Source organism: Geobacillus sp. CX412 (genome assembly GCF_027942335.1).
GTDB lineage: Bacteria > Bacillota > Bacilli > Bacillales > Anoxybacillaceae > Parageobacillus_B > Parageobacillus_B toebii.
In genome coordinates this window covers 1,363,963-1,386,668 of sequence record NZ_CP103461.1, presented here as the reverse complement: position 1 = coordinate 1,386,668, position 22,706 = coordinate 1,363,963, and the positions used below count along the sequence as shown (strand labels likewise).

21 protein-coding genes, 4 pseudogenes and 1 riboswitch are annotated in these 22,706 nt (G+C 43.1%); of the genes and pseudogenes, 5 read left to right on the top strand and 20 right to left on the bottom strand.

The genetic code is table 11. The features are described 5' to 3' along the window. Positions 1 to 15: 15 nt before the first annotated feature. Entirely contained in the window at positions 16 to 600 is a 585-nt protein-coding gene (locus NXM86_RS07340; RefSeq protein WP_089097742.1) for a YitT family protein, read from the bottom strand. Between the two features lie 195 nt (positions 601 to 795). Next, positions 796 to 985: riboswitch (Lysine riboswitch) on the top strand. Positions 986 to 1,142: 157 nt separating this feature from the next. Here NXM86_RS07340 and NXM86_RS07335 point away from each other — a divergent pair. Next, the gene (locus NXM86_RS07335; RefSeq protein WP_015864101.1) at positions 1,143 to 2,615 is read left to right on the top strand and encodes an amino acid permease; all 1,473 of its coding nucleotides are present in this window, start codon (positions 1,143 to 1,145) and stop codon (positions 2,613 to 2,615) included. 25 nt (positions 2,616 to 2,640) lie between these two features. Here NXM86_RS07335 and NXM86_RS07330 read toward each other — a convergent pair whose 3' ends face one another. From NXM86_RS07330 to NXM86_RS07320, 3 genes are all read right to left on the bottom strand, one after another. Next, positions 2,641 to 2,808: a sec-independent protein translocase protein TatAY gene (locus tag NXM86_RS07330; protein WP_015864102.1), complete on the bottom strand. Its 168-nt coding sequence runs from the start codon at positions 2,806 to 2,808 to the stop codon at positions 2,641 to 2,643. 76 nt (positions 2,809 to 2,884) lie between these two features. After that, positions 2,885 to 3,064 carry an H-type small acid-soluble spore protein gene (locus tag NXM86_RS07325; RefSeq protein WP_015864103.1) on the bottom strand — a complete coding sequence of 60 codons (180 nt, stop codon included), beginning with the start codon at positions 3,062 to 3,064 and terminating at the stop codon, positions 2,885 to 2,887. Further along, a complete protein-coding gene (locus NXM86_RS07320) occupies positions 3,064 to 3,246 on the bottom strand; it encodes a hypothetical protein (RefSeq protein ID WP_081188854.1) in 183 nt (60 codons plus the stop codon). The genes NXM86_RS07325 and NXM86_RS07320 overlap by 1 nt, the downstream gene beginning before the upstream one ends. A 99-nt stretch (positions 3,247 to 3,345) precedes the next feature. On the opposite strand from NXM86_RS07320, the gene NXM86_RS07315 reads away from it, so the two are divergent. The 4 genes and pseudogenes from NXM86_RS07315 to NXM86_RS07300 all read left to right on the top strand — a co-directional run bounded on the left by NXM86_RS07315 (position 3,346) and on the right by NXM86_RS07300 (position 6,538). After that, positions 3,346 to 4,341: an acyltransferase family protein gene (locus NXM86_RS07315; RefSeq protein WP_062756041.1), complete on the top strand. Its 996-nt coding sequence runs from the start codon at positions 3,346 to 3,348 to the stop codon at positions 4,339 to 4,341. Between the two features lie 101 nt (positions 4,342 to 4,442). Beyond that, on the top strand, positions 4,443 to 4,739 hold the full coding sequence (locus tag NXM86_RS07310) for a transposase (protein WP_081188856.1): 297 nt from the start codon (positions 4,443 to 4,445) through the stop codon (positions 4,737 to 4,739). An 8-nt stretch (positions 4,740 to 4,747) separates the two neighbouring features. Further along, entirely contained in the window at positions 4,748 to 5,239 is a 492-nt protein-coding gene (locus tag NXM86_RS07305) for an IS3 family transposase (protein WP_081188857.1), read from the top strand. A gap of 133 nt (positions 5,240 to 5,372) precedes the next feature. After that, positions 5,373 to 6,538: pseudogene (locus tag NXM86_RS07300) on the top strand (IS200/IS605 family accessory protein TnpB-related protein). A gap of 323 nt (positions 6,539 to 6,861) precedes the next feature. Here the strand turns inward: NXM86_RS07300 and thiE are convergent. The 16 genes and pseudogenes from thiE to NXM86_RS07220 all read right to left on the bottom strand — a co-directional run bounded on the left by thiE (position 6,862) and on the right by NXM86_RS07220 (position 22,621). Further along, a complete protein-coding gene (gene thiE, locus NXM86_RS07295; protein WP_081188859.1) occupies positions 6,862 to 7,521 on the bottom strand; it encodes a thiamine phosphate synthase in 660 nt (219 codons plus the stop codon). An 11-nt stretch (positions 7,522 to 7,532) separates the two neighbouring features. Next, a complete protein-coding gene (gene thiD, locus NXM86_RS07290) occupies positions 7,533 to 8,336 on the bottom strand; it encodes a bifunctional hydroxymethylpyrimidine kinase/phosphomethylpyrimidine kinase (protein WP_015864107.1) in 804 nt (267 codons plus the stop codon). Between the two features lie 14 nt (positions 8,337 to 8,350). Next, a complete protein-coding gene (thiM, locus tag NXM86_RS07285) occupies positions 8,351 to 9,160 on the bottom strand; it encodes a hydroxyethylthiazole kinase (protein ID WP_081188913.1) in 810 nt (269 codons plus the stop codon). Positions 9,161 to 9,392: 232 nt separating this feature from the next. Then, positions 9,393 to 10,424, bottom strand: a complete 1,032-nt coding sequence (locus NXM86_RS07280; RefSeq protein ID WP_081188860.1) for a glycosyltransferase family 2 protein — start codon at positions 10,422 to 10,424, stop codon at positions 9,393 to 9,395. A gap of 12 nt (positions 10,425 to 10,436) precedes the next feature. After that, positions 10,437 to 12,104 (bottom strand): annotated as a pseudogene (locus tag NXM86_RS07275) (DUF6044 family protein). Positions 12,105 to 12,254: 150 nt separating this feature from the next. After that, positions 12,255 to 13,931 (bottom strand): annotated as a pseudogene (locus NXM86_RS07270) (long-chain fatty acid--CoA ligase). A gap of 262 nt (positions 13,932 to 14,193) precedes the next feature. Next, entirely contained in the window at positions 14,194 to 14,379 is a 186-nt protein-coding gene (locus NXM86_RS07265; RefSeq protein ID WP_318281992.1) for an HAD hydrolase-like protein, read from the bottom strand. A gap of 50 nt (positions 14,380 to 14,429) precedes the next feature. Continuing rightward, entirely contained in the window at positions 14,430 to 14,681 is a 252-nt protein-coding gene (locus NXM86_RS07260) for a hypothetical protein (protein ID WP_498958819.1), read from the bottom strand. Between the two features lie 274 nt (positions 14,682 to 14,955). Further along, positions 14,956 to 16,848, bottom strand: coding sequence for a XylR N-terminal domain-containing protein (locus NXM86_RS07255; protein ID WP_498958818.1), 1,893 nt, complete (start codon positions 16,846 to 16,848; stop codon positions 14,956 to 14,958). Between the two features lie 11 nt (positions 16,849 to 16,859). Continuing rightward, positions 16,860 to 17,132: a 2Fe-2S iron-sulfur cluster-binding protein gene (locus NXM86_RS07250; protein WP_081188865.1), complete on the bottom strand. Its 273-nt coding sequence runs from the start codon at positions 17,130 to 17,132 to the stop codon at positions 16,860 to 16,862. A gap of 200 nt (positions 17,133 to 17,332) precedes the next feature. Next, a complete protein-coding gene (locus NXM86_RS07245) occupies positions 17,333 to 18,811 on the bottom strand; it encodes an aldehyde dehydrogenase (RefSeq protein ID WP_081188866.1) in 1,479 nt (492 codons plus the stop codon). 8 nt (positions 18,812 to 18,819) lie between these two features. Next, complete coding sequence (locus NXM86_RS07240) at positions 18,820 to 19,023, bottom strand: 4-oxalocrotonate tautomerase (protein WP_081188867.1); 204 nt, start codon at positions 19,021 to 19,023, stop codon at positions 18,820 to 18,822. Between the two features lie 2 nt (positions 19,024 to 19,025). After that, positions 19,026 to 19,831 (bottom strand): annotated as a pseudogene (locus NXM86_RS07235) (2-keto-4-pentenoate hydratase). 12 nt (positions 19,832 to 19,843) lie between these two features. After that, positions 19,844 to 20,872: a 4-hydroxy-2-oxovalerate aldolase gene (gene dmpG / locus NXM86_RS07230; protein ID WP_498958817.1), complete on the bottom strand. Its 1,029-nt coding sequence runs from the start codon at positions 20,870 to 20,872 to the stop codon at positions 19,844 to 19,846. A gap of 23 nt (positions 20,873 to 20,895) precedes the next feature. Beyond that, positions 20,896 to 21,771 carry an acetaldehyde dehydrogenase (acetylating) gene (locus tag NXM86_RS07225; RefSeq protein WP_081188870.1) on the bottom strand — a complete coding sequence of 292 codons (876 nt, stop codon included), beginning with the start codon at positions 21,769 to 21,771 and terminating at the stop codon, positions 20,896 to 20,898. 76 nt (positions 21,772 to 21,847) lie between these two features. Then, complete coding sequence (locus tag NXM86_RS07220; protein WP_081188871.1) at positions 21,848 to 22,621, bottom strand: 2-keto-4-pentenoate hydratase; 774 nt, start codon at positions 22,619 to 22,621, stop codon at positions 21,848 to 21,850. Positions 22,622 to 22,706 lie beyond the last annotated feature (85 nt).

Sequence of the window (22,706 nt, the reverse complement as noted above, 5' to 3'; positions counted from 1 at the left end):
CGATACGGGTGGAGATTACATAACATAGTGTCTCCATCCGCCTGTCTGTGTTAACATAGTTGTCGCGATGCCTACTATCGTTACTACAACAAGCGAATAAAGAAACGAAGTGGAATCAATGATGAAACTCCCAATCGTAATAATAAACGTATCCATCATAAAAATAATAATTCCGACATTCCAATTCGTCATTCTCGCAATAAATTGTGCTAATAAATCCGTCCCTCCCGTGCTCGTCTCCTCCCGCAACATGATGCCGATTCCGATGCCGACTAAAACTCCGCCAATAATGGAACTGATCATTGGATCAAGCATAATGATGCCGCGCAGCACGGAAAATATATCAATCATCAATGAGGAAAACAGTAAACCATGAAGGCTATTATAAAAAAACGGGCGATAGTAAAACCAAGCCATAATATAAAGGGGAATACTTAATAAAACCATCGTTAATCCTACTTTTACATGCCAAATATATTTGATGATTAAACTAATTCCAATAATCCCCCCATCTAACAAATGATGGGGAACTAAAAAAACATTAATCCCGATTGCAAGAAACATACTTCCAATAATAGTAATAGTCATTTTTTTTAACATCAGAGCGCCACCCCATTGTTCTTTACAGCTTACTTCAATTAAAATTGGTGCGCTATCGAAAAAACATCGATATAGTTATTATATGGTAACAATTTCAAAGACTTGTCTCTTATTTCTAATTTTCTATTGCTATAATTACAACAATAGATTAGAATAAAGGTATATTAATATAATTGAATATGCCGCTCATTCAACCATTGAAGTAGAGGTCGCAGCTTTTATGAGTACGGTAAACGAGACGCAGAGCACGTCAACGACTTTACCGGAAAGGAAAAGCTGCCGAAGTCTGGGCATTTCTCTGGGTGCTCAGGCTGGGGTTGTCACCGAATAGGGGCAACACTGTCATACCCGCATGAATTTGCGGGTATGGAGCGCTATCTTCATGGGAGAGTTGATGTATGCAGTTATCTCAACACTGCCGTCGAATCTCCTTCGACGGCTTTTTTTATTATATGGATGTCACAGAACATCCTATTAATAAAAATTAATAATTTTCAGATTTTTAGCATAATATTTGTAAATAATAAGGGAGTGGTTCATTAATGAAAACAGCAACAAAAACAATGGTTGCTCCTTCTTCAGCTTCCCTTTCTGAGAGCGGATTGCGGCGAAAACTAAAAACACGCCATTTAACGATGATTTCCCTCGGAGGAACAATCGGTACAGGTTTATTTTTGGCAAGCGGCGGAGCAGTGCATACGGCAGGACCCGGTGGAGCACTTGCGGCATATATAGCCATTGGCATTATGGTGTACTTTTTAATGACAAGCCTTGCGGAAATGGCGGCATACATGCCTGTTTCTGGATCTTTTAGCACATATGCAACGAAATTCGTTGATCCTGCATTAGGGTTTGCATTAGGATGGAATTATTGGTACAACTGGGCGATTACGATCGCCGCGGAACTATCTGCGGTCACGATGATTATGAAATTTTGGTTTCCACATAGCCCATCGCTTTTATGGAGCGCGCTTTGCTTAAGCATTATGTTTCTTTTAAATTACTTATCGGTAAAAGGATTCGGAGAAGCGGAATATTGGTTTTCCCTCATTAAAGTGGCAACTGTCATCGTGTTTTTAATTGTCAGCTTCCTGATGATTTTCGGAATCATGGGCGGTGAAGCGATTGGCTTTAAAAACTTTACCATTGGAGATGCCCCGTTTCACGGCGGCTTTATGGCCATGTTAGGAATCTTTATGGCGGCGGGATTTTCCTTTCAGGGAACGGAATTGTTAGGGGTCGCTGCTGGAGAAACAGAAGATCCGGAACACAGCATTCCCCGCGCCATTCGCCGGGTGTTTTGGCGCATCTTGTTATTCTATGTATTAGCTATTTTGGCAATCGGCTTGTTAATCCCTTATACAGACGAAAGACTTGCCAACGGCGATGTTACAGTTAGCCCGTTTACACTCGTATTCGATAAAGCTGGAATTGCCTTTGCCGCTTCGGTAATGAACGCCGTCATTTTAACTGCTGTATTATCGGCAGGCAACTCCGGCATGTACGCGTCTACCCGCATGCTTTGGGATTTAGCCCGTGAAGGGAAAGCGCCAAAATTTTTAGCGAAACTGGATAAACGCGGAGTTCCAGTCAATGCGCTTATTGTCACTTCATCAATAGGAACGCTTGCTTTTTTAGCTTCTTTCTTTGGCGATGGTGTCGTTTATACATGGCTATTGAACGCTTCCGGAATGTCAGGGTTTATTGCATGGCTCGGGATCGCGATCAGCCATTATCGATTCCGTAAAGCGTATATTGCTCAAGGGAAAAGCCTCGATGATTTACCGTATAAAGCGAAATGGTTCCCGTTCGGTCCTATTTTTGCATTTATTGTTTGCACCATTGTTATTTTAGGACAAAACTATCCGGCTTTTATTGGCGGAACGATCGACTGGTATGGGGTTCTTGTTTCGTACATCGGCCTGCCGCTCTTTATTATCGTCTGGCTCGGGTATAAGTTTGTGAAAAAAACAAAAATCGTTCCGTTGCATGAATGCGATTTGGAACAAAAATAAGGACTTGGTATGTATTACCAAGTCCTTATTTTTGTACTTTTTGCTCTTCATCATCGATAATTCCTTTTGTCGCATTTTTAAATTCACGCAACGTTTTTCCAGCCGCTTGTCCTAATTCCGGCAATTTTTTTGGGCCAAAAATTAATAGCGCGAAAAAAACGATAAGGGCAATTTCTCCAAACCCGATGTTCATACGATTCACTCCATATGCTTATTCAATTCTTTTATTATTATACCATACCTAAACCGCAAGCGCCATTCGAATACGATTATTGTTCTTGCAGAAGACGAACGGGTACTTCCATTTCTTCCTCTGGGCGATTTTTTTTATAAATACGCGCCATTTCCCGTTCTTCATCCACGTGTTGAATCATTACCTGCTGCCCTTCGTATGTGACTGGCACGATTTTTCCCGATTTTGCGATTTGCTTTGCACGTATGACTTCCATTACCAATTTTCCTTCCCTTCTTCATCCGCTTTGGCGCTATCTTCCGCTAATGAATGTAGACTTTTCCAAAACAATTCGTCATTACATACAAGGTGCACAATTTGTTCAAGTTCTCCTTCGTCCCCTTTCGCGTTGATTATTTCTAATAACTGGGTCATATCGGTCGTTTCGCGTTCTACCATCAAATTATCACACCTTTCCAAAAATTGATATACTATTGACCCCTCAAAAGAGAAGAAGTATTATTCGAATTGGTATAGATAAGAAGGGAGGAAGATACAATGAGCGAACGCGATTATTACTTTGACAATGCAAAATGCGCACTGATGCTTCTCGTCGTGTTCGGTCATTTTCTCCGCCCGTATATCGATAATGTGCTCTGGGTGCATAGCTTATATATTTGGATTTTCTTTTTCCACATGCCGGCGTTTATCTTTATCTCAGGTTATTTTGCTAAAAAATTTCATGAACAAGGATATTTAAAAAAGATAACAAAAAAATTATTGCTTCCCTACCTTATTTTTCAACTGTTGTATTCGGTTTACTATTACTTTTTATATCAAAAAGATTCCATTGAATTCGATTTGCTCACTCCCCAATGGAGTCTATGGTTTTTAATTAGCTTATTTAGTTGGAATTTGTTATTATGGATCTTTGCCAAAATCCCAAAACACGTTTCACTATTGCTTGCCCTTCTTTTGGGAGTAGGAGCAGGCATGATCGAAGCAGAGAAATGGCTAAGTATATCGCGTACGTTTACGTTTTTCCCATTCTTTTTATTAGGATTTTTCCTTCAAAAAAAGAATATTGAACGATTATTTACATGGCGCGTACGTTTATTTTCACTATTTGCACTAGTCGGGATGTTTATCATGATTCATTTCGGTTTTCCTGATTTGCCGCAAGAATGGCTATACGGTTCCAAATCATACGATACGCTCGGCGTACCAGAGGAAAAAGGAGTTTTCGTGCGCCTGGTTATTTATGGCGCAAGCACTCTGATGATGGTCAGTTTTCTCTCGCTTATTCCAAACCGTCGTTTTTCTTTCTCGGTGTTAGGCGCAAGAACATTTTATATTTATATTTTGCACGGGTTTATTTTAAAATACTTGCATGAAACAAAACTTCCAGATTTTATTATGAGCATTCACGGTTACCCGCTATTACTAGGATTGTCCGTCATCGTTGTGCTTGTTCTTGGAAGCAAACCGATTGTACGCATTATGCGCCCACTTTTGGAATGGCAATTTCCGAAAAAGAAACAGGCTGTTTCTTAAATGGCAAAAAAGAAGGTGCCCCCAACACATTGATATGATCCCCTTATAGTAGACAGAAAAAATAAAGCCAATTAATCTGTCTACTATGGAGGGGATTTTCTATGGGGAAAATACGAAAAACATATGATGCAAAGTTTAAAAAGAAGGCTGTGGATTTATATTGGAAAGAGGGCATGGGATACAAAACGGTGTCTAAAGAATTAGGGATTGATGAATCCATGGTACGTCGACGGGTGAAACGCTATGAACAGGAAGGAATGAAAGGGCTAGAGGAAAAACGAGGAAAGGCAAAAGGACCAGGCAAAGGAAGACCAAGAACTCGCCCAGAAGATCCTGAAACGAAAATCAAGCGCCTTGAGGCGGAAGTAAAGATGCTAAAAAAGCTCTTAAAGAGGTGAAAGGGGGAATGGAAGCAGTACCAGCTCATAAGAAGTTCGCGATCATTCAAGAAATGGCCGGGTGTTATGGTTCGATTCAACCATTATGTGAGATAGCAGGCGTGTCTCGAAGCGGATATTATAAGTGGGTAAAACGACAGGAACGCCCTTCTCAGAAGCAATTGGAAGACGAGCAGCTAAAGGAAAAAATCAAAGAGTGTCATGAAGAAGTGAAAGGAATCTATGGGTATCGGAGAGTCAAAGTTTGGCTGAAACGGAAATACAAACTGGATATCAACCATAAACGAGTACAAAGGCTGATGAGGGAGATGGGAATCCGGGCGGTGATTCGGAAGAAACGACCTTATTTCGGAAAGAAAGAGCCTTATGTGATTTCGGATAACTATCTAAACCGAGATTTCCACACGTCCAAGCCAAATGAGAAGTGGGTTACAGATATTACCTATTTAATTTTTAATGGGCAAAAGCTCTATTTTTGCCGAGAAGCCCCCCACCTCTAAGCGAAGCGTAGGTGGGGGATGAAATCGGCATTTTTTGTTTTTTGATCATCGTGATAGTTGAAAAATGTTCTTCTTTTGTCATAAAATATAAATAAATATACCGAACTTATGTTCTGTTATAGGTGAAGAAAAGATGAAAAAAGCGTATTTTTCAAGAAGATTGTATAAATCAAAAATGGATATTCTTCATGTGACGGAAACATCTTATGCATTAGAGTTATTCCATCGCGCAAAGCGTTTCGCTTTTCAGACACTGGTCCGGGAAAAGCGATGGGGACGAAAATTACATCAAGAAAGTCTGCATATCGTTGTGAAGAAAAAATACGGAATGAATGACTATTTTGTCAACAGTGCAGTCCGAGAAGCAAATGCTCTTTTCTCCTCTCGAATGGAATTAAATAAAATGTACATTCAACAGACAGAAGAAAAAATAAAAGATGTGAAGAAAAAACTGAAAACAGAACGAACCAAACTGACAACATTACGCAAAATCAAAGAAAATTGCATCAAAGGAAACTTACGGTTTCCAAAAAATACAAACTTTGTTTTGCAGAAGAGCGGAATCATCTCTCTTGAAGTAAAGAACAGATCTTTGATTTGGATGAATTCCTATTTGTTTGAACATCGTTATTTAGATGTGAAAATGAAACGGACGAAAGCAAAAATCGGCTGTTTAAAACATCGTTTAGATCGATTAGAACAAAAGAAAATGAAATTAAAAGAACACATCCCAAGTGCCGTGTTCGGAGGAAAGAAGTTGTTTAAACAGCAATTTACGAAAGAAGAGTTTATCAAGGATCACGAAGCTTGGAGAAAGCTCTTGTTTTGGAAAAATTGGATACTACTTTATCCAAAGTGGGAAATAAATACGGCAACAAAAAAGCAAATCGGATGAAGAGTATGTTCGCCTATCGAAAAATGATACAAGCAATCAAAAGCCGCGCCGACAAAATGGGAGTTGCTGTTATAGAAGTAAATCCAGCCTACACTTCGATCTCTGGAAAGCTAAAGTATATGCGTAAATTCGGTATCTCCATCCACCAAGCCGCTGCATTTACGATCGGCCGTCGAGGATTGGGATATAAAGAAAAAGCGCCAAAGGTGCTTAAAAAGTATGTCCCGAAAGAGGTTTCTCATCATTGGAAGCATTGGTCTATTTTAGATAAGAAGTTTTCTGTTCGTACACATACATTGTATCATCTTTTCAATGTGAATCAGCCGCATCAAGGGATAGATGTATTTCATCCATCGTTGTTAGAAGAAGAAAAACATCAATTAATAAAAGCTTTAGCTTCATAACCATTCACTCTTGATCGTGAAGTTTTAGAATAAAAGAACGCATTGTACCAGTATCTTACTCTCGTCACCGGAGCAGATGGCGATTCTAGGAGCTGGGTGCATTGCAATGCGTTCTTCGGATGCCATACGAATGGAAGATGGTGTACCTTCTATATGTACTTTCACAGGCATATAGCTGGTCGTCCCAAAAGGATACTTCGGACATCTTGTATGGCTACTCCTCTCGTTGAACGGAGGGGGTTCTTGGGACCTTTGAGCAACTACGGCCAAAGGAAACAAGAATCCCCCACTTCCACCGGCTTTAGCCGGTAAGTGGGGGTAGTTCAATCGTTGTTGAACACCGTTTGAACGAGTTGTTTTGCTGCCAGAAACGGAGATGCAGCCGAAGCAATCGCGCTAATGACGGAAACACCGTCCGCTCCGGCGTTCATCACTTCACCAGCATTTTCCGCGGTAATGCCTCCAATGGCCACAAGCGGAATATCGACTCCTTGACCACGAAGAAAGCGAATAATCTCAGGGCCTTGCGCTTTCTTCGCATCCTCTTTCGATTTCGTTGGATAAATTGGTCCAACTCCGATATAATCGGCACCAGCAGCGATCGCCGCTTGCGCTTCTTTCAAATTATGTGCCGACACTCCAAGAATTTTATCGCCGATTTTTTCGCGGACGATGCGCGCATCTTCATCATCCTGCCCGATATGCACACCATCGGCATCAAGAGCTAACGCTAGTTCGACATCGTCATTGACGATAAACGGTATGCCGCGCTTTTTGCAAATATTTTGCAGCTGTCTGGCGAACTCGTATTTTTGTTCACCGACAAGCGCACCGCTCCCTTTTTCGCGAAATTGAAACAGCGTAATTCCGCCATCAATCGCTTCTGTTAATACTTCTAATGGCTGTTTTTTACAATTTGTACTTCCCATAATAAAATATACTTTCAATCGTTCTCTCATTACTTCGCTTGCAATTCGGGCCACTTTCCACTCACCTACCGCGCTTGTTTCTCCCGGTACGCCCAATGATTTGTCGGGCCGTGACCGTGGCCGATGCCTAATTCATGACTAATGGCGGCTTGAATAAACGATTTCGCTGTCTGCACTGCTTCTTGCACTGTTTTTCCTTTTGCGAGCTCTGCCGTTATCGCCGCGGCAAACGTGCATCCTGTTCCATGCGTATGTTTTGTATCGATTCGCTTGCTTGTGAAATAGAAAAATTCACTTCCGTCATATAATACATCGACCGTTTCTTCTCCATCATCGTCGTGGCCGCCTTTGATCACGACGTATTTCACTCCTAGTTCATGCAGACGTTTCGCCGCCTCCTTACGGTCCTCAATCGTTCGAATCGTAAGGCCGGTTAATGCTTCTGCTTCTGGAATGTTCGGGGTAACCACCATCGAAAGCGGAAGCAAATGCGTTTTTAATGCGCTGACCGCCTCTTCTTGCAATAGCGGAGCACCGCCTTTGGCAATCATGACCGGATCGACGACGAGGCGTTCCCACCCGAATTGTTTCACTTTCGAAGCAACCACTTCAATAATTTCCGCACTAAACAGCATCCCGGTTTTTACAGCATCCGCTCCTAAATCGGTTCCGACGGATTCAATTTGTTGCGCGACCGCTTCCGGCGACAATGGGTATACTCCTTGCACGCCGAGTGTATTTTGCGCCGTTACCGCTGTTAATGCGGACATCCCAAATACACGCAATTCTTGAAATGTCTTTAAATCCGCTTGAATCCCAGCACCGCCGCCGCTGTCCGAACCGGCAATCGTTAACGCTTTATATACCATGATTTTCTCTCCCTTCATTCTCCTCGTTCAATGCGACCGTATCGGCTAATCTCATCCGCTCCTACGCGGAAAAGCGCGTCCAAAAAGGCGATTTGAAAGCTGCCCGGTCCTTCGTCTCCTGCATTTTTCGCAGCGATTTCCGCGGCAACTCCATAGATGACAAGCGCCGCCGCCGCCGCTTTTAACACATCCCGCTCTACAGCCGCAAATGCGCCAATAACAGATGTCAATAAGCAGCCAGTTCCGGTCACTTTCGTTAACAACGGATGCCCGTTACGAATGATATACGTCGTATTTCCATCTGTTACAACATCCTCTTTTCCTGTAATGGCGACTACTGTTTTCAGCTGCTTGGCCGCTTTTTTCGCAAGCGATACGACATCCCCGCTGCCTTCTCCCGCATCGACGCCTTTAATGGTCCACGATTCGCCGATAGTATTCGCGATTTCCGCCGCATTGCCGCGAATGACAGACAGTTGGACCGCGCTCGCAATGTTTCGCGCCGTCTCCGTGCGATACGGCGTCGCCCCGGCGCCAACCGGATCGAAAATAACAGGAACGCCAGCTTCGTTTGCCGCTTTTCCGGCAATGATCATCGCTTCCACTTCTGTTGGATTTAATGTTCCGATATTTAAGACGAGCGCCCCCGCAATTTTTGCCATATCCGCAACTTCCTCTTTCGCATACGCCATGACCGGTGAAGCACCTAACGCAAGCAGGCCGTTTGCCGTAAAATTCGTTACGACCACATTCGTAATGTTATGTACAAGCGGATTGGCTTGTCTAACCATTTGCAATGCGTTTATCGCTTCCTGGTTGTTCATTTCCCATCCTCTCCTTTTTTGCGAATAAAAAAACACTTTGCGCGCAAGCAAAGTGTATACGAATCCCACAGTCACTTTCCCTGCGCTGGCATTACCCCAACAGGTTCGAACGGTCAACGGCGGAATTAGCCGTACTCTCAGCCTGCTTCCGCAAGCTCCCGCAAAACAATATATAGTTTTTCACAAAAGAGTCTACTCCTTCTTTTCACATATTGCAAGTAAAAATATCACATTATGAACGGTGTTTTGAAATTTCCGGCATCGTTGATCCTTCACTTAGTGAAGAAGATTGGTGCCACGGCTGCGGCATCGGCAAATTAAATAAATCAAGATCGACAATGTATCGGGGGCGCCGTTTTGTTTCTTTATAAATTTTCCCAATATATTCTCCGATCAACCCAAACGCAATAAGCTGCAAGCCGCCGAGAAACCAAATGGATGTAATGAGCGATGTCCAGCCTGTTTGCGTATGGCCGGTAAATTTTAAAAGAAGAAAATATACTCCAAACAATAAGCTGACGAAAAAGGAAACAAATCCAATGAGCGAAATAATGCGAATCGGCGTAATGCTAAACGAAGTGATCCCATCAAGGGCAAACGCGATCATTTTTTTGAGCGGATATTTCGTTTTTCCTGCAAACCGCTCTTTCCGATCATAATAGATGGTTGTGGAGCGAAACCCTAGCAGCGGCACAATTCCGCGCAAAAATAAATTCACTTCCTCGAACCGTTCGAGTTCCTCTACCGCCCGCCGGCTCATTAACCGATAATCGGCATGGTTATAAACGAGATCGACTCCCATTGCTCTCATCAGTTTATAAAACCATTGAGCAGTATGGCGTTTAAAAAACGTATCCGTATCGCGCTTATTGCGCACCCCATACACAATTTCATATCCTTCATGAAACTTTTGGACAAAATCGCGAATGACGGAAATATCATCTTGCAAATCTGCATCGATCGAAACGATGCAATCAGAACGCGTTTTCGCAGCAAACAGCCCCGCTAACAGCGCGTTTTGATGCCCCGCATTGCGCGCAAGTTTCACCCCTTTTACTTCCGGATAACGCAAGCTTGCTTTATAAATAATGTCCCATGTCGCATCACCGCTTCCGTCATCGACAAATAATAACGTGCTTTCAGGAGAAACAAGGCGCTCGGCAATCAGCTCCTCCCGCAGATTGCGGAGCTGGCGAATCGTTTCCGGCAATACTTCCTCTTCGTTATAACACGGCACAACAATCGTAAGCATTGGTTCGTTCATGTTAACCCCTCCTTACGGTATCACCTTGTACAAATAAATCGTCCATGCCGATTCTTTGGAATGAAACACTTTTTCAAGCGTCAGCTGATTTTGTTTTGCGTTTTCAATCGGCAATGCCGAGAAAATATAACGGCCGCCCATTTCGCGAAATACATTCGTATTTAGCTGTAAATGTTTAATCGTTCGTTTTGAATTCTTGTTAAACATATAATGTTTTCCTAACTCGTCGACAAAAATATAGCAACGTCCGCCCCATTCGTCGAAGTATTCGCGCAGCTTTTTGTTTTTCGCCAGCTCTTTTGCGATAATTTGGCGAAACTTATGTTTATATGACAGGGGATAAAAATTGTTATACGTATCTAATGTGTAAAATCCGTTATATTGCGCGATTGCCGGGTGAATGCCGATGCTGGCGACACGATATTTGTGAACCGGCAGTCCGATGTGCTCTTTTATTTCTTGGAATTGCTTTTCCGCATAAAACTCGCGAAACGACGGCTTATTGCGATGCGCAATTTCCTCGTTAAAAGCGGTGAGAACGACTAACTGAGCGGCAATCGCTGCAAAACATGCCTTTTTCCACGAATGGCCTTGCTGCCATAAAATTTTAAGGGAAATGGCAAACAGCACGTAAATGACCATCGGCCGCAAAAAGTGATAGCGGGCAAAATTAAATTTATCCAGAAGATCAAAACGTTCTGTTAACGGGACCCAGCCTTTATAAAACCAAAACGCGTACCACGTCGACAGCGCAAAATTCAATACGTGTAAAAATACAAATAGCTTTTCCCGCTTCCATAACTTTTTCTTCCAAACGATATACAACGCCACCAACGTCACCGGCAAAATAATCAGTCCGTGTACCGTCATCACATGCGTATGGCCGAGAATATAGTTTTTAAAAATTAGACGTATGACACGCCAAAGCGGCAAGCGGGCATGAAAATACTCATCACGGCTTGTCGGTTCATCAGAAAATAACAGCGAATGAACAAGGCGTTAATCCATCGCCAAATAAATGGCCGTCATGTACACAATGGCAAAGAAAAAGCGCCAATTCCATCCTTTCCCGCGAATGACGTCGACAAGCCACCATATTCCCATCGCACTAAGGAAAAAGAAGAAACCGAGCACGAGACTCGAATAAAACGGCAATAGCGTAAGCACAAGATAGTTTACCCATGAACGCTCGCCAGCGCGGATGTTCAGAAGCGCCCACAGCGCAAGCGGCATTCCAAGCGTGCTAAGCATCCCTGATGGCCAAAACGGTGTCAGCGCAAAAGCAAGCGACGCTCCAATGCGAATCCATACCCATTTTTCATCTGGAACAACATATTTCCTTAACAGCAAGTACATCCCGATAAACGCAAACACGCGAGTAATCGCCTGACTAAGTCCATATGCGTAAATGGATGGAAATAGCGCGTGAAGCCAAACGATTCCGCTAAATTCCGTACCGAACGCATTTCGAGGCAACCCGTTAATAATTTGCGGGATGACCGCATGAACCGAACCAAATAACTCTCCGCTTTTTGTGACGACTTTATACCATGCAATATTGGAATCTAAATTATCATGCACACGCATATGCGCATCTTCGCCAAGCAGAAAATACGGCGATACAAACAAGGCGATTGCAAGGAATGAGAAAAACAGGAGTTGCTTTTCTATTGTCGGCACCTCATCCCCCTCCATTTTTAAAATGTCTTCCTTTATTTTCTAACGGAAAAGGAAAAATATGCATCTTTTCTATCATAGAAAAAAGACCGCTCCAAAAAGCAGCTTTTGCTTTTTGGAAGCGGCCTTATGTTGCTGATTATGCAAACACTTTCATGTTTTTGCCCCTTTTTCTAATTTTTGATACTCTTCTTCTTGCAATTTCCGCCACAATAATTTTCCGCTTGATGTCATCGGCAGCGACGAACGGAATTCGACGATGCGCGGATATTTATAGGCGGCCATTTGCGTTTTCGCCCATTCGATAATTTCTTCTTCTGTGATTTTGCCGACGTACTCATCTTGAAGCACAATAAATGCTTTCACCGTTTCTCCTCGGCGCGGATCAGGAACACCAATGACGCACGCTTGTTGCACGGCCGGATGCTTATAGAGCAACGATTCAACTTCGGTCGGCCATACCTTATACCCAGACGCATTGATCATCCGCTTGACGCGGTCGACAATGAAGAAATATCCGTCTTCGTCCATCCGCCCAATGTCGCCGGTGCGGAAAAACCGTTTTCCATCGATTTCAATAAACGCTTCTTCCGTTTCTTTTTCACGGCGATAATATCCCTTAAACACTTGTGGGCCGTGCACGACGATTTCCCCGATTTCCCCGACGCCAAGCTCTTTTCTGGTCTCCAGGTCAATGATGCGGGCGTCGACGTCAAACGATGGAATGCCCAAGCATTGCAATTTCGGACGATCCGGCGGGTTGAAATGGGTATGCGAAATCGTTTCGGAAAGCCCATATCCTTCCATATATTGCACTCCTGTCAGCTTAAACAATTTTTCTCCGACCGCTTCTGGAAGCGGCGCGCCCCCGCCAGCGATGCTAGCAAGAGAAGAAATATCATATTTTGACAATGACGGATTGGCCAAAAAGTCAATAAGCATCGTGCTAATATTGACCCAATGTGTACAGCGATGCATTTCAATCAAACGCGCGGCACTATCGCGATTCCAACGGGTCAACAGCACCATCGCCGCGCCCGCAAAAATTGGAAGATGCATGCTGTGGACCATTCCGGTAACGTGAAAGAGCGGCAAGGTGACGAGGCAAACCGTATCACTTGTCACGTTTGCCCAATGATAGGCGCTGACAATGTTGGCGTTTACCGTCCGGTGCGAATGAACGCACCCTTTTGGCACCCCCGTTGTTCCCGATGTATACGGCAGCACAGCAATATCATCGACATGGCCTTGATATGGGTTCGGCGCAAGATTTGCTTCTAAACAATTGACCCAATAGCATACATGTCCGCGGTCATACGATTGCCGCGGCAGTGCGACTTCATCTGGCAGCGCGATTGGCGTAGATTCGGAAATATAGTCCGAATAAGCGGCGACGATGAATGTTCAGACGGGTGTAGATAATAGCGGTTCACTTTAGCAAACAGTTCCTGCCCGATAATGCCACTTTCGTTTCGCAGTCTTGAATATAGAACGAAAGCTCTTCGGTTGTATTCATCGGATTAATCGGAACAACAATCGCTTCGGCACGTAAAATCGCATAGTAGGAAATGATAAATTGCGGGGAATTTTGCATGTATAAAAGCACTCTGTCGCCTGGCTGGACGGAAAGTTTTTGTTGCAGGTAGCCGGCAAGCGCGTTGACTTGCTCCCATAATTGTTTGTAAGAGTAAGAGGCGCCGTAGTAGTGGATAGCGGTTTTTTGAGGGTAGCGCTTGCTGTCGTTTCTAAATGATCGACGATCGTCGTTTCCGGAACAGTCAGCGTTTTGCTCAACCGTTTTGGCCAATACGGAAAATGGCGATTATTCATTCGCCTCTCCCCCCTCAACAACAAATTTAGAAAGCGTTTACAAAAAATACGCTTCTGTTATTCTTCCTATTACTCCTTGTTATACATTATCTATTGACCAACCAGTTAGTATGTATATGTTTTCTTTTATCATACTACGCTCTACTGATAATTTCAATAATTTTCGAATGAATATTATTTGAAATAAATTCCCCGCCGCCCGCTCCCCGTAAAAGCTATTCTAACCAAGGCGCCAAAATAAAAGGACATCGCAATGCCGGCATTATAGGAAGCGGCGCAGGACAGGGACGCATTCCGACATCGAAGCGACAATGATATCGGCATCGCCGTGCTTAGCCAGTCTATACACATCGATAAAAATGGTGCGGCAGCCAAGCTGGCGTGCCGGGAGGATATCATTTTCCAAATTGTCGCCGATGCTAAATAAGCGGTCAAGATCGATTTTCACCTGCCCGGGGTAGATCGTTTTTACTTCGGCAGCGCCAGCTTATCGCCATTCTAGCGGTACGCTTCGCTAACGATGCCGTTTTGCAAAAACAAAATAAGATCTTTCTCCGCGTCATACACGCTGCCGATGCGAAGCGGATGGCGGCCGGAAAGAACCGCGCGGTAATCTTCCCAAAAACGATGTTGATCTTCTTTGCGCAGCCGCTTGGCGACCTGCGCGGCGTAATATTCAAAATGATGGGTTTCTTCATACAATGTACCGTCTAAATCAAAGACAATCGCTTTTACGTTTCTGTTGTTCATGCTGCTTCCCCTTTCTTGATCGCTGCGGCCGCTTCATATGTTTGTTTTCCAGCCGCAAGCGTGCGGCAACCTGATCGCGGCACGCCGATCAGGTGCCGTCTGAATGGCGAAAAACGGGATTTTGCTCATTGGATCTTCTTCTTTGCTGGATGATATCTTTCTTTATTTTCTAATCTGGAAAGGTAAATTATTTATTCATCAGTGAATTTTTGGCCATTGATTCGTTTTATGGAGGAATCCACACTTTGGAACAATCTATAAATCCGTAGCTGCCTTATTTAAGCCCGATATCTATCTCTCCTATGATCATTAATGCCTGAATGGATAAAAGGAGTTGATAATGAATCATAGGATTTCGCAGTTCTTGTTGAAGGATGCTTTCAATTTTGCTCACCCTGTACCGCAATCCGCTGATGGACAACGCCAAGTCTGTTGCTGTCTGTTCTAAGTTGCCGCCGTTGATTAAAAAGATATACAACGTACGAATAAGCTCTACGTTTTTTGGATCATCCAAGTTTAAGTTTCCAAGGCAAGCTTTGGCCATTTTTTTCACTTCTTGTTCATTATTTTCATTAATAAGAGCACCAACGACTCCTAAAGATTCGAATGAAATGATTTGTTGGTGTTTTGATGCGACTCTGACGGATATAAGCGCTTCTTTATAAGCGTCCCCAGCATGCGATACATTGTTTGCTTTGGAACTGATCCCTCCGTAAAATGTAACAGAAGAAAATTGAGACGATAGCAAATCAACAAGTTTTGCCAGCCATGTTTGTATTCCTTCTTTTTCGACTTGATCTTCTGTAATTAACAGAATAAGATGTTTTGCACGCTTGCCAATCAGCATGTTTTGTTTTTGATCATTCCCATAGGCGGTGAGAAAACTTAAAATTTCTTTTTGCATTTCTAACTCTTTCGATAAATCATCTTCTTGAAACCGGCAATCCAGCACACAGATATAAAAAGGCTTGGATAAATCCACACCTATTAAACTAGCCTTCATGATTAAGTCGTGATAGTTGCTTTGTTGTCTCGTATTAATGATTTCCTCCAAAAAGAACCCTTTGATCCGTTCATATGATTCAAGTTTCGTTTTTTCGTTGAGCAAACATACCGAACTGACAGAGGCCAACCGCTCCAAAATCATGGGAGAAATCGAGGCGTTGAATTGGTTCAAGTCGTGATAAACAAACGAACAATATCCTACTATTTTATTTTGCAAAAAAATTGGTGTCATTAAGCGATAATGATAGCGCAGATGAAGAAGATGGGTCGATGTTACAATGGCTTGGGGCTTGCAAAAAGGATTTTTTTCTAAATAGTCAATGAGTTCGTTTTTATATTGTTCTAATTCATTGGAAGTGATTCCAGCATAGGCCATCGGATGAAGGTGCAAGTTCTCGATCAAAACTGGAATATTCATCGATTGAAACATTTGACAAACAACGGAGTCTAAATTGTTTCCTTTAATGACTTCCTCGGTGAGCTTCTTATGAATAGCTGTTACAAATTTCAAATTATTTCGTTCTTCCAACAGTTTTTCATATGTTGCAGCCAGTTCTTCTACGATTGGGGACTCATCAAGATACCGCAGCTCTTGTTCCGCTTCTTTTCCCCATTGGTCCACCGTTTTGCCGATCCAATGGCATGCTTCTTTTCCCATCCCCTCACATGTCATTTCTTTGAAAATAGTTTTTTCTCCGGCAATTTCCGAAACAAAACCGCTTGCATATCCGGAAAGAGTAAAGCAAACCGGGATGGATGATGTTCCAAAATGGCGTACGTGTTCTTCTGCTTCATAGGAATGAGACCAATATCCTTCCATTGTAACTTGGCGTTTTCCATTTTCGCTTTTGACTTCCAAAAAAGTACATCTCGCTTTCACATGGCCTTTCATCGTGTGCAGCTTTGGTCCATATTGGATGTACTCCTCCATCGAACAGTTTGCATGATTTAACAGTTCTTTCGCGTCTTGTCTTCCTAGATTCCATCCATACCGAAACAAAAAGCCTTTCATTCGCTCAAAACCCATATCGCGAATTAAATCCCTGCGCAATAATCCGAGCGCATCTGCTGCCACTATAATCGAGCGGGACTCCCCCATATAAATGTAACCGTTATCAAATTTCAATTCAAATTGATCCAGTACCGATTTTGGTTTGTTCATACATGATCACCTTAATATTCAATGAGTTCCCCAATTAAGTGACTGAGCGGATACGTTTTACAGGCTAAGACATATCCTTGCCGCCGTTCCTCATCGGAAAGAGCTCCTTTGGAACACAATCCAATTTTGTATTCTCCTTCTTTAATTTTGACTTTGCACATCCCGCATCCTCCATTTGCACACCCATAAGGAATTTTTACTTGCTGAGATTTCGCCGCTTTTAATAAATCCATATTCTCTCCACAAGAAAATACTTTTCCACCTATATTAATTTGATATATCATTGGCTGTTCCTCCTTTGAATTTAAGCATGCGCTCGGCAGCACATTATGCGCCATGCTTTGAAGATTTTTCAGACTTCGAAGGAGAACTTGTTTTTATTGGCAGGCGAAATGAAACACTCTAAAAAGTGAAAAGATATAGTGAAAAAGAAGCCGCCGGATTGTATCGTTGATGAACATAACGTCATCCGGCGGCATATGAATTATTTCAAAGCAATACAAATATTTTTTGCTTCTGTGAAAAATTCTAAGCTATGTCTTCCTCCTTCACGACCAATGCCGCTTTTCTTGAAACCGCCGAATGGAGCTCTCAAGTCACGCACGAACCAGCAATTGACCCAAATGGTACCGGCACGAACTTGATGGGAAATACGGTGGGCGCGCTGCAAATTCTCAGTCCAAATCACTCCGTTTAATCCATATTGCGTGTTATTGGCGATTTGCACAGCTTCTTCTTCTGTATCAAAAGGAATTAGCGTAACGACAGGCCCGAATATTTCTTCTTGGCAAATACGAGCTTCTGGATTTTCATGTACATAAACCGTTGGCTCCAAATAGTACCCATTTTTCAAATAGTCCGGCAGGTTAGAAGGACGCTTTCCTCCTGTAATCAAGGTAGCATTTTCTTGTTTAGCAATTTCTAAATAGCTTGTCACCTTTTTATAATGTTCTTCGCTGACAAGAGGACCCATATTTGTCCGTGGATCTTGCGGATCTCCTACAACTAATTCTTCCGCTGCTTTTTTGAAGCGAGTGACAAACTCATCAAAAATCGAGCGTTGTACAAGAATTCGGGAGCCGGCAAGGCAAACTTGCCCTGAGTTTAAGAATGCCGCTTGAATGGAAACAGGAATCGCTTTGTTAAGATCGGCGTCTTCAAAAATAATATTTGCTGCTTTTCCTCCCAACTCAAACGACACTCTTTTTAGCGTATCGGCGCCTGTTTTCATAATTGCTTTTCCCGTTGTTGTTTCTCCCGTAAACGAAATTAAGTCTACTTCCGGATGGGCAGTCAAAAACTCGCCAGTTGAATTCGGACCAAACCCATGGACGACATTGACCACTCCATCTGGAATGCCAGCTTCTTTCGCAATTTCACCGAGAAGTGAAACCGTTAATGGAGTGGCTTCCGCCGGTTTAATGACTGCCGTATTTCCCGCGGCCAAGCACGGTCCTAATTTCCATGTTGTGAGCATAAACGGAAGATTCCATGGTGTGATTAAAGCGGCTACACCGACAGGTTCGTAACGGGTATAGTTCAAGTATTCTTCTTCCATCGGGTATACTTCGCCGCCTAATTGTTCGACAAAATCTGCGAAAAACTTCAAATTATGAGCCGATCTCGGAATTTCTTTTTCAAACGCTACAGAATATGGCTTCCCGACATCCGTTGCTTCAAGGCGTGCAAGTTCTTCTCTTCTTTCCATTATAATTTCTGCCATTCTTCGAATTTTTTCGCACCGCTCTTTGACGGTCATCGTCCGCCATGGCCCTTCTTCAAACGCTCTTCTTGCCGCTTTGCACGCCCGATCGACATCTTCTTTTGTCGCTTCATGTACTTTCGCAATGACTTCCTGTGTTGCAGGGTTTTTCACTTCAAATAACGAATTGCTGCTTGAAGTTACATATTCCCCATCAATAAATAATTTAATTTCTCGTACTTTTGTATCTACCGATTTCATCACTTCATTCACTCCTTTTCATGTTCTCTTCGTTTTTTCACGGATTCTCCAGCAATTCCCCAATGTTCCAAAGGCATTTCCTGAATCATTACTCGAACACTTTCTTTCGGCGCATCCAACACTTTGCACACCGTCTCCGTCAGCTCGTAGATGAGTGCCTCTTTTTTTTCAAGAGAACGCCCTTCTAATAAATAAACTTGAATGAAAGGCATATCTATTTACTCTCCTTTCCAAAGGTGAAAGAGGCTTCAACCGAACCAAAACGGTCCAAGCTCATCGAGAATACGTCTCCTTCTTTTATTTCCACCGCGCCGGTTAACGCCCCGCTTAGAACGACTTCTCCCGGTTTCACCGATTGATCGTAACGGGAAAGTTTGTTCACCATCCAGGCAATGGCCCTTGCCGGATGTCCCATCACGCTTGCGCCGGCGCTCGTAGAAACAATGGCCCCGTTCTTTTTAAAAACCATACCAATTAAGCTTAAATCTTCCCATCATATTTCGTAAAACGTTCTCCTAAAATGAAGCGGGAAGAAGAAGAATTATCGGCAATAACATCCGCTAAAGTAAAAGAAAAATTTTGATAACGGCTGTCAATAATTTCAAGAGCCGGCGCGATGTAGGCCGTCTTTTGCAAAACTTCCGCCACGGTGACGCCCGGTCCTTTTAGTTCTTCTTTAAAAATAAAGGCAATCTCTGGTTCAATTTTCGGGTGTATTAATGTTTTCAAAGAAATGGAGCCATCGCTTTTCAGCTGCATATTCTCCAACAAAACTCCGTAAGTCGGCTCGTGGACCCCCATCATTTCCTGTTTGGCTTTACTTGTCAATCCTAATTTCCAGCCAACAATTTTCGTCCCTTCGTCTCGGCATTTTCGTTCAATTAACCGGTTTTGTACTTCGTAAGCAAGATGAACATCCAATTCGGGATAACGATCCACCAGTTTAGGAATCGCCTTACCATGCTTTTCGGCAAGGAACAATTCATCGACAATGGAATCGATAACTTCCGTTTTTAACATCCAATCACCTCCTTAACTAATGGTTTCTACGGTTTTTTTCTTTGCCAGCTGGGCGGCGATATCGTAAATGAAATCTTCTTGTCCCCCGACGGCTTTTCTCTTGCCTAGTTCTACTAAAATATCCCGTTCATCAACGCCGAATTTCTTGGCTGCATCTTGTGTGTGAAGAAGAAAGCTGGAATAAACCCCCGAATATCCCATAATCAGGCTTGAACCAGTGATTTCTTGAGGCCGTGGCATAAATTTGGCCACCACTTCATTGGCGACATCCATAATCGGATATAACTTTACACCTGTTTCATATCCGAGACGTTCAAACACAGCAACCATCACTTCTGTTTGTGTATTGCCGCTTCCTGCCCCTAAACAGCGCAGGCTGCCGTCAATATAAGTGGCTCCTGCTTCCACCGCGGCAATAGAGTTCGCCATCGCTAGAGATAGGTTGTTATGGCCATGGAAGCCGATCTCGCATGATAACGCCTCCCTTAATGCGGACACTCGTTCCTTCACTTCATGTGGAAGCAATGCGCCTGCCGAATCTGTCACATACACAATTTCCGCTCCGTAACTTTCAAACAATTTTGCTTGTTCGACCAGCTTTTCCACTGGAGCCATATGTGCCATCATTAAAAATCCTACTGTTTTTAATCCGAGCTTTCTTCCAAGCTCAATGTGCTGTTTCGCAACGTCCGCTTCCGTTACATGGGTTGCCACCCGCACCATTTTCGCTCCCGCTTTTACTGCTTCTTCTAAATCTTCCTTTACACCGATTCCTGGAAGAAGAAGAACAGAAATTTTAGCGTTTTTGCAGACTTCAGCAGCCGCTGCAATCAGTTCCATCTCATTCACTTTGGAAAAACCATATTGCAACGAAGAGCCGCCTAATCCATCGCCATGGGAGACTTCAAAATATTCAATTCCTGCTTTGTCTAATCCTTTTGCCACTTCTTTTACTTGTTCAATGGTGAAAGCATGTTTCATCGCATGACTTCCATCCCGCAACGTTACATCGACTAAATGAATTTTGGATGGTGTTGCCATAATCCCCTCTCCTTTCGTTTCGACTATGAAACTACCGAATTTTTCATTTTTGCCAATTCTTCTCCTACTTTTACTGCAGACGCGGTCATAATATCGAGATTTCCAGAATACGGAGGAAAATAATCACCTGCTCCTTCTACTTCGAGAAATACCGATATTCTTTTTCCGTCAAACATCGGTTCGCTCCGCAAACGGTAACCAGGCACATACGTTTGAACTTCCTTGATCATCGATTCGATGGAACGAACGATCTCTTCTTCTTTTCCATTTTCTTCCACAAGTGCATGAATCGTGTTTCTCATAATAATCGGCGGTTCAGCAGGATTTAAAATGATAATCGCCTTTCCTTTCTTGGCTCCTCCCACTTTTTCAATGGCTCTCGCCGTCGTCCGGGTGAATTCATCGATGTTTGCTCTTGTACCTGGACCAGCGCTCTTGCTCGCAACCGTTGCTACGATTTCCGCATATTCCACTGGTACAACCCGATGAATAGCGTGAACAATTGGAATCGTTGCCTGACCGCCGCAAGTGACCATATTAACATCAGGAGCATCCAGTTCCTCTTTTAAGTTGACCGGCGGCACGACAAAAGGACCGATGGCGGCAGGGGTTAAATCAACAATTTTTTTATTTAGTTTTGTTAATACTTCATGATGTTTATAGTGAGCTTTCGCTGTCGTTGCATCAAAAAGAATATCCGCCAAGTCAGGATTTTTTAAAAACCCCTCTATTCCGTTATCAATCACCGTAACTCCCCGATCTTTTGCTCTTTTTAATCCGTCCGAATGAGGATCAATCCCGATCATAACACTCATTTCCAAATATTTGCTTCTTTCTATTTTGTACATTAAGTCCGTGCCGATATTGCCGGATCCAATAATCCCTGCTTTTAATTTCATGCTCATTCCCCTTCCCATGTAACGTGTTTTTATTTTCCAACTTGCAAGCGGCATTCCCGCTATGTGCAGCGAATTTTTATATGAAGGAAACAGATACTTCACCCATATGAGCAAATTTTACGGTAAATGCATCCCCGCGAGATACAGGCACAGCGGCGGTCAATGCTCCTGATAAAATGATTTCCCCTTTATGTAAAGAAATATGATAACGGCTAAGAGCATTGGCGAGCCAGATGACGGCATGGATCGGATTTCCCATGACAGCCGCTCCGGCAGCGGTATCGATCAATTGACCATTTCGATAAGCAGCCATACCGATATGAGAAAGATCGACGTTTTCGATCGGCGTCGGTTTTCCCCCGATAATGGCTCTGGCAGAAGAACCGTTATCGGCAACCGTATCTTCAAAACGAATCTTCCAATCTCTGATTCTACTGTCGATAATTTCAATGGCTGGGGCCACATATTCCGTCGCATGGATCACATCCATCATCGTGACATTGGGACCCTTTAAATCTTTCTTTAAAATGAAGGCGATCTCAAATTCTACTTTTGGCTGGATGAACTCATCAAGAAAAACATTTTCTCCATCCAACACAATCATATCGTCAAGAAGATGGCCATAATCCGGTTCCGATACTTGAAGCAAATTTTGCATTGCCTTGCTCGTCAAACCGATTTTCTTGCCAACGATGGTTCGTCCGTTTTCCAACTTATATTCCACTTGCTTCAATTGGATTTGATAAGCCTCATCTGCCGTCAAATGAGGAAAAAGATTGGTAAGCGGGTCAATAGGTTTTTTCTTCTTTTCCGCTTCCAATAATAAAGCGGCGATTTCTGTAATGTTCATCATTTCCCTCCTCAAAAACGAAACTGTCGCCTTGTACTTGGCTTATTCGCGATGCAACTTAGCATTGTAAGCACAAGCGGTGCAG

What these genes read in the sequence shown, in the direction of transcription:
- NXM86_RS07340 (WP_089097742.1), bottom strand. Translation starts at nt 600, where the DNA reads ATGTTAAAAAAAATGACTATTACTATTATTGGAAGTATGTTTCTTGCA.
- NXM86_RS07335 (WP_015864101.1), top strand. Translation starts at nt 1,143, where the DNA reads ATGAAAACAGCAACAAAAACAATGGTTGCTCCTTCTTCAGCTTCCCTT.
- NXM86_RS07330 (WP_015864102.1), bottom strand. Translation starts at nt 2,808, where the DNA reads ATGAACATCGGGTTTGGAGAAATTGCCCTTATCGTTTTTTTCGCGCTA.
- NXM86_RS07325 (WP_015864103.1), bottom strand. Translation starts at nt 3,064, where the DNA reads ATGGAAGTCATACGTGCAAAGCAAATCGCAAAATCGGGAAAAATCGTG.
- NXM86_RS07320 (WP_081188854.1), bottom strand. Translation starts at nt 3,246, where the DNA reads ATGGTAGAACGCGAAACGACCGATATGACCCAGTTATTAGAAATAATC.
- NXM86_RS07315 (WP_062756041.1), top strand. Translation starts at nt 3,346, where the DNA reads ATGAGCGAACGCGATTATTACTTTGACAATGCAAAATGCGCACTGATG.
- NXM86_RS07310 (WP_081188856.1), top strand. Translation starts at nt 4,443, where the DNA reads ATGGGGAAAATACGAAAAACATATGATGCAAAGTTTAAAAAGAAGGCT.
- NXM86_RS07305 (WP_081188857.1), top strand. Translation starts at nt 4,748, where the DNA reads ATGGAAGCAGTACCAGCTCATAAGAAGTTCGCGATCATTCAAGAAATG.
- thiD (WP_015864107.1), bottom strand. Translation starts at nt 8,336, where the DNA reads ATGGTATATAAAGCGTTAACGATTGCCGGTTCGGACAGCGGCGGCGGT.
- thiM (WP_081188913.1), bottom strand. Translation starts at nt 9,160, where the DNA reads ATGAACAACCAGGAAGCGATAAACGCATTGCAAATGGTTAGACAAGCC.
- NXM86_RS07280 (WP_081188860.1), bottom strand. Translation starts at nt 10,424, where the DNA reads ATGAACGAACCAATGCTTACGATTGTTGTGCCGTGTTATAACGAAGAG.
- NXM86_RS07260 (WP_498958819.1), bottom strand. Translation starts at nt 14,681, where the DNA reads ATGAACAACAGAAACGTAAAAGCGATTGTCTTTGATTTAGACGGTACA.
- NXM86_RS07255 (WP_498958818.1), bottom strand. Translation starts at nt 16,848, where the DNA reads ATGAACAAACCAAAATCGGTACTGGATCAATTTGAATTGAAATTTGAT.
- NXM86_RS07250 (WP_081188865.1), bottom strand. Translation starts at nt 17,132, where the DNA reads ATGATATATCAAATTAATATAGGTGGAAAAGTATTTTCTTGTGGAGAG.
- NXM86_RS07245 (WP_081188866.1), bottom strand. Translation starts at nt 18,811, where the DNA reads ATGAAATCGGTAGATACAAAAGTACGAGAAATTAAATTATTTATTGAT.
- NXM86_RS07240 (WP_081188867.1), bottom strand. Translation starts at nt 19,023, where the DNA reads ATGCCTTTCATTCAAGTTTATTTATTAGAAGGGCGTTCTCTTGAAAAA.
- dmpG (WP_498958817.1), bottom strand. Translation starts at nt 20,872, where the DNA reads ATGGCAACACCATCCAAAATTCATTTAGTCGATGTAACGTTGCGGGAT.
- NXM86_RS07225 (WP_081188870.1), bottom strand. Translation starts at nt 21,771, where the DNA reads ATGAAATTAAAAGCAGGGATTATTGGATCCGGCAATATCGGCACGGAC.
- NXM86_RS07220 (WP_081188871.1), bottom strand. Translation starts at nt 22,621, where the DNA reads ATGAACATTACAGAAATCGCCGCTTTATTATTGGAAGCGGAAAAGAAG.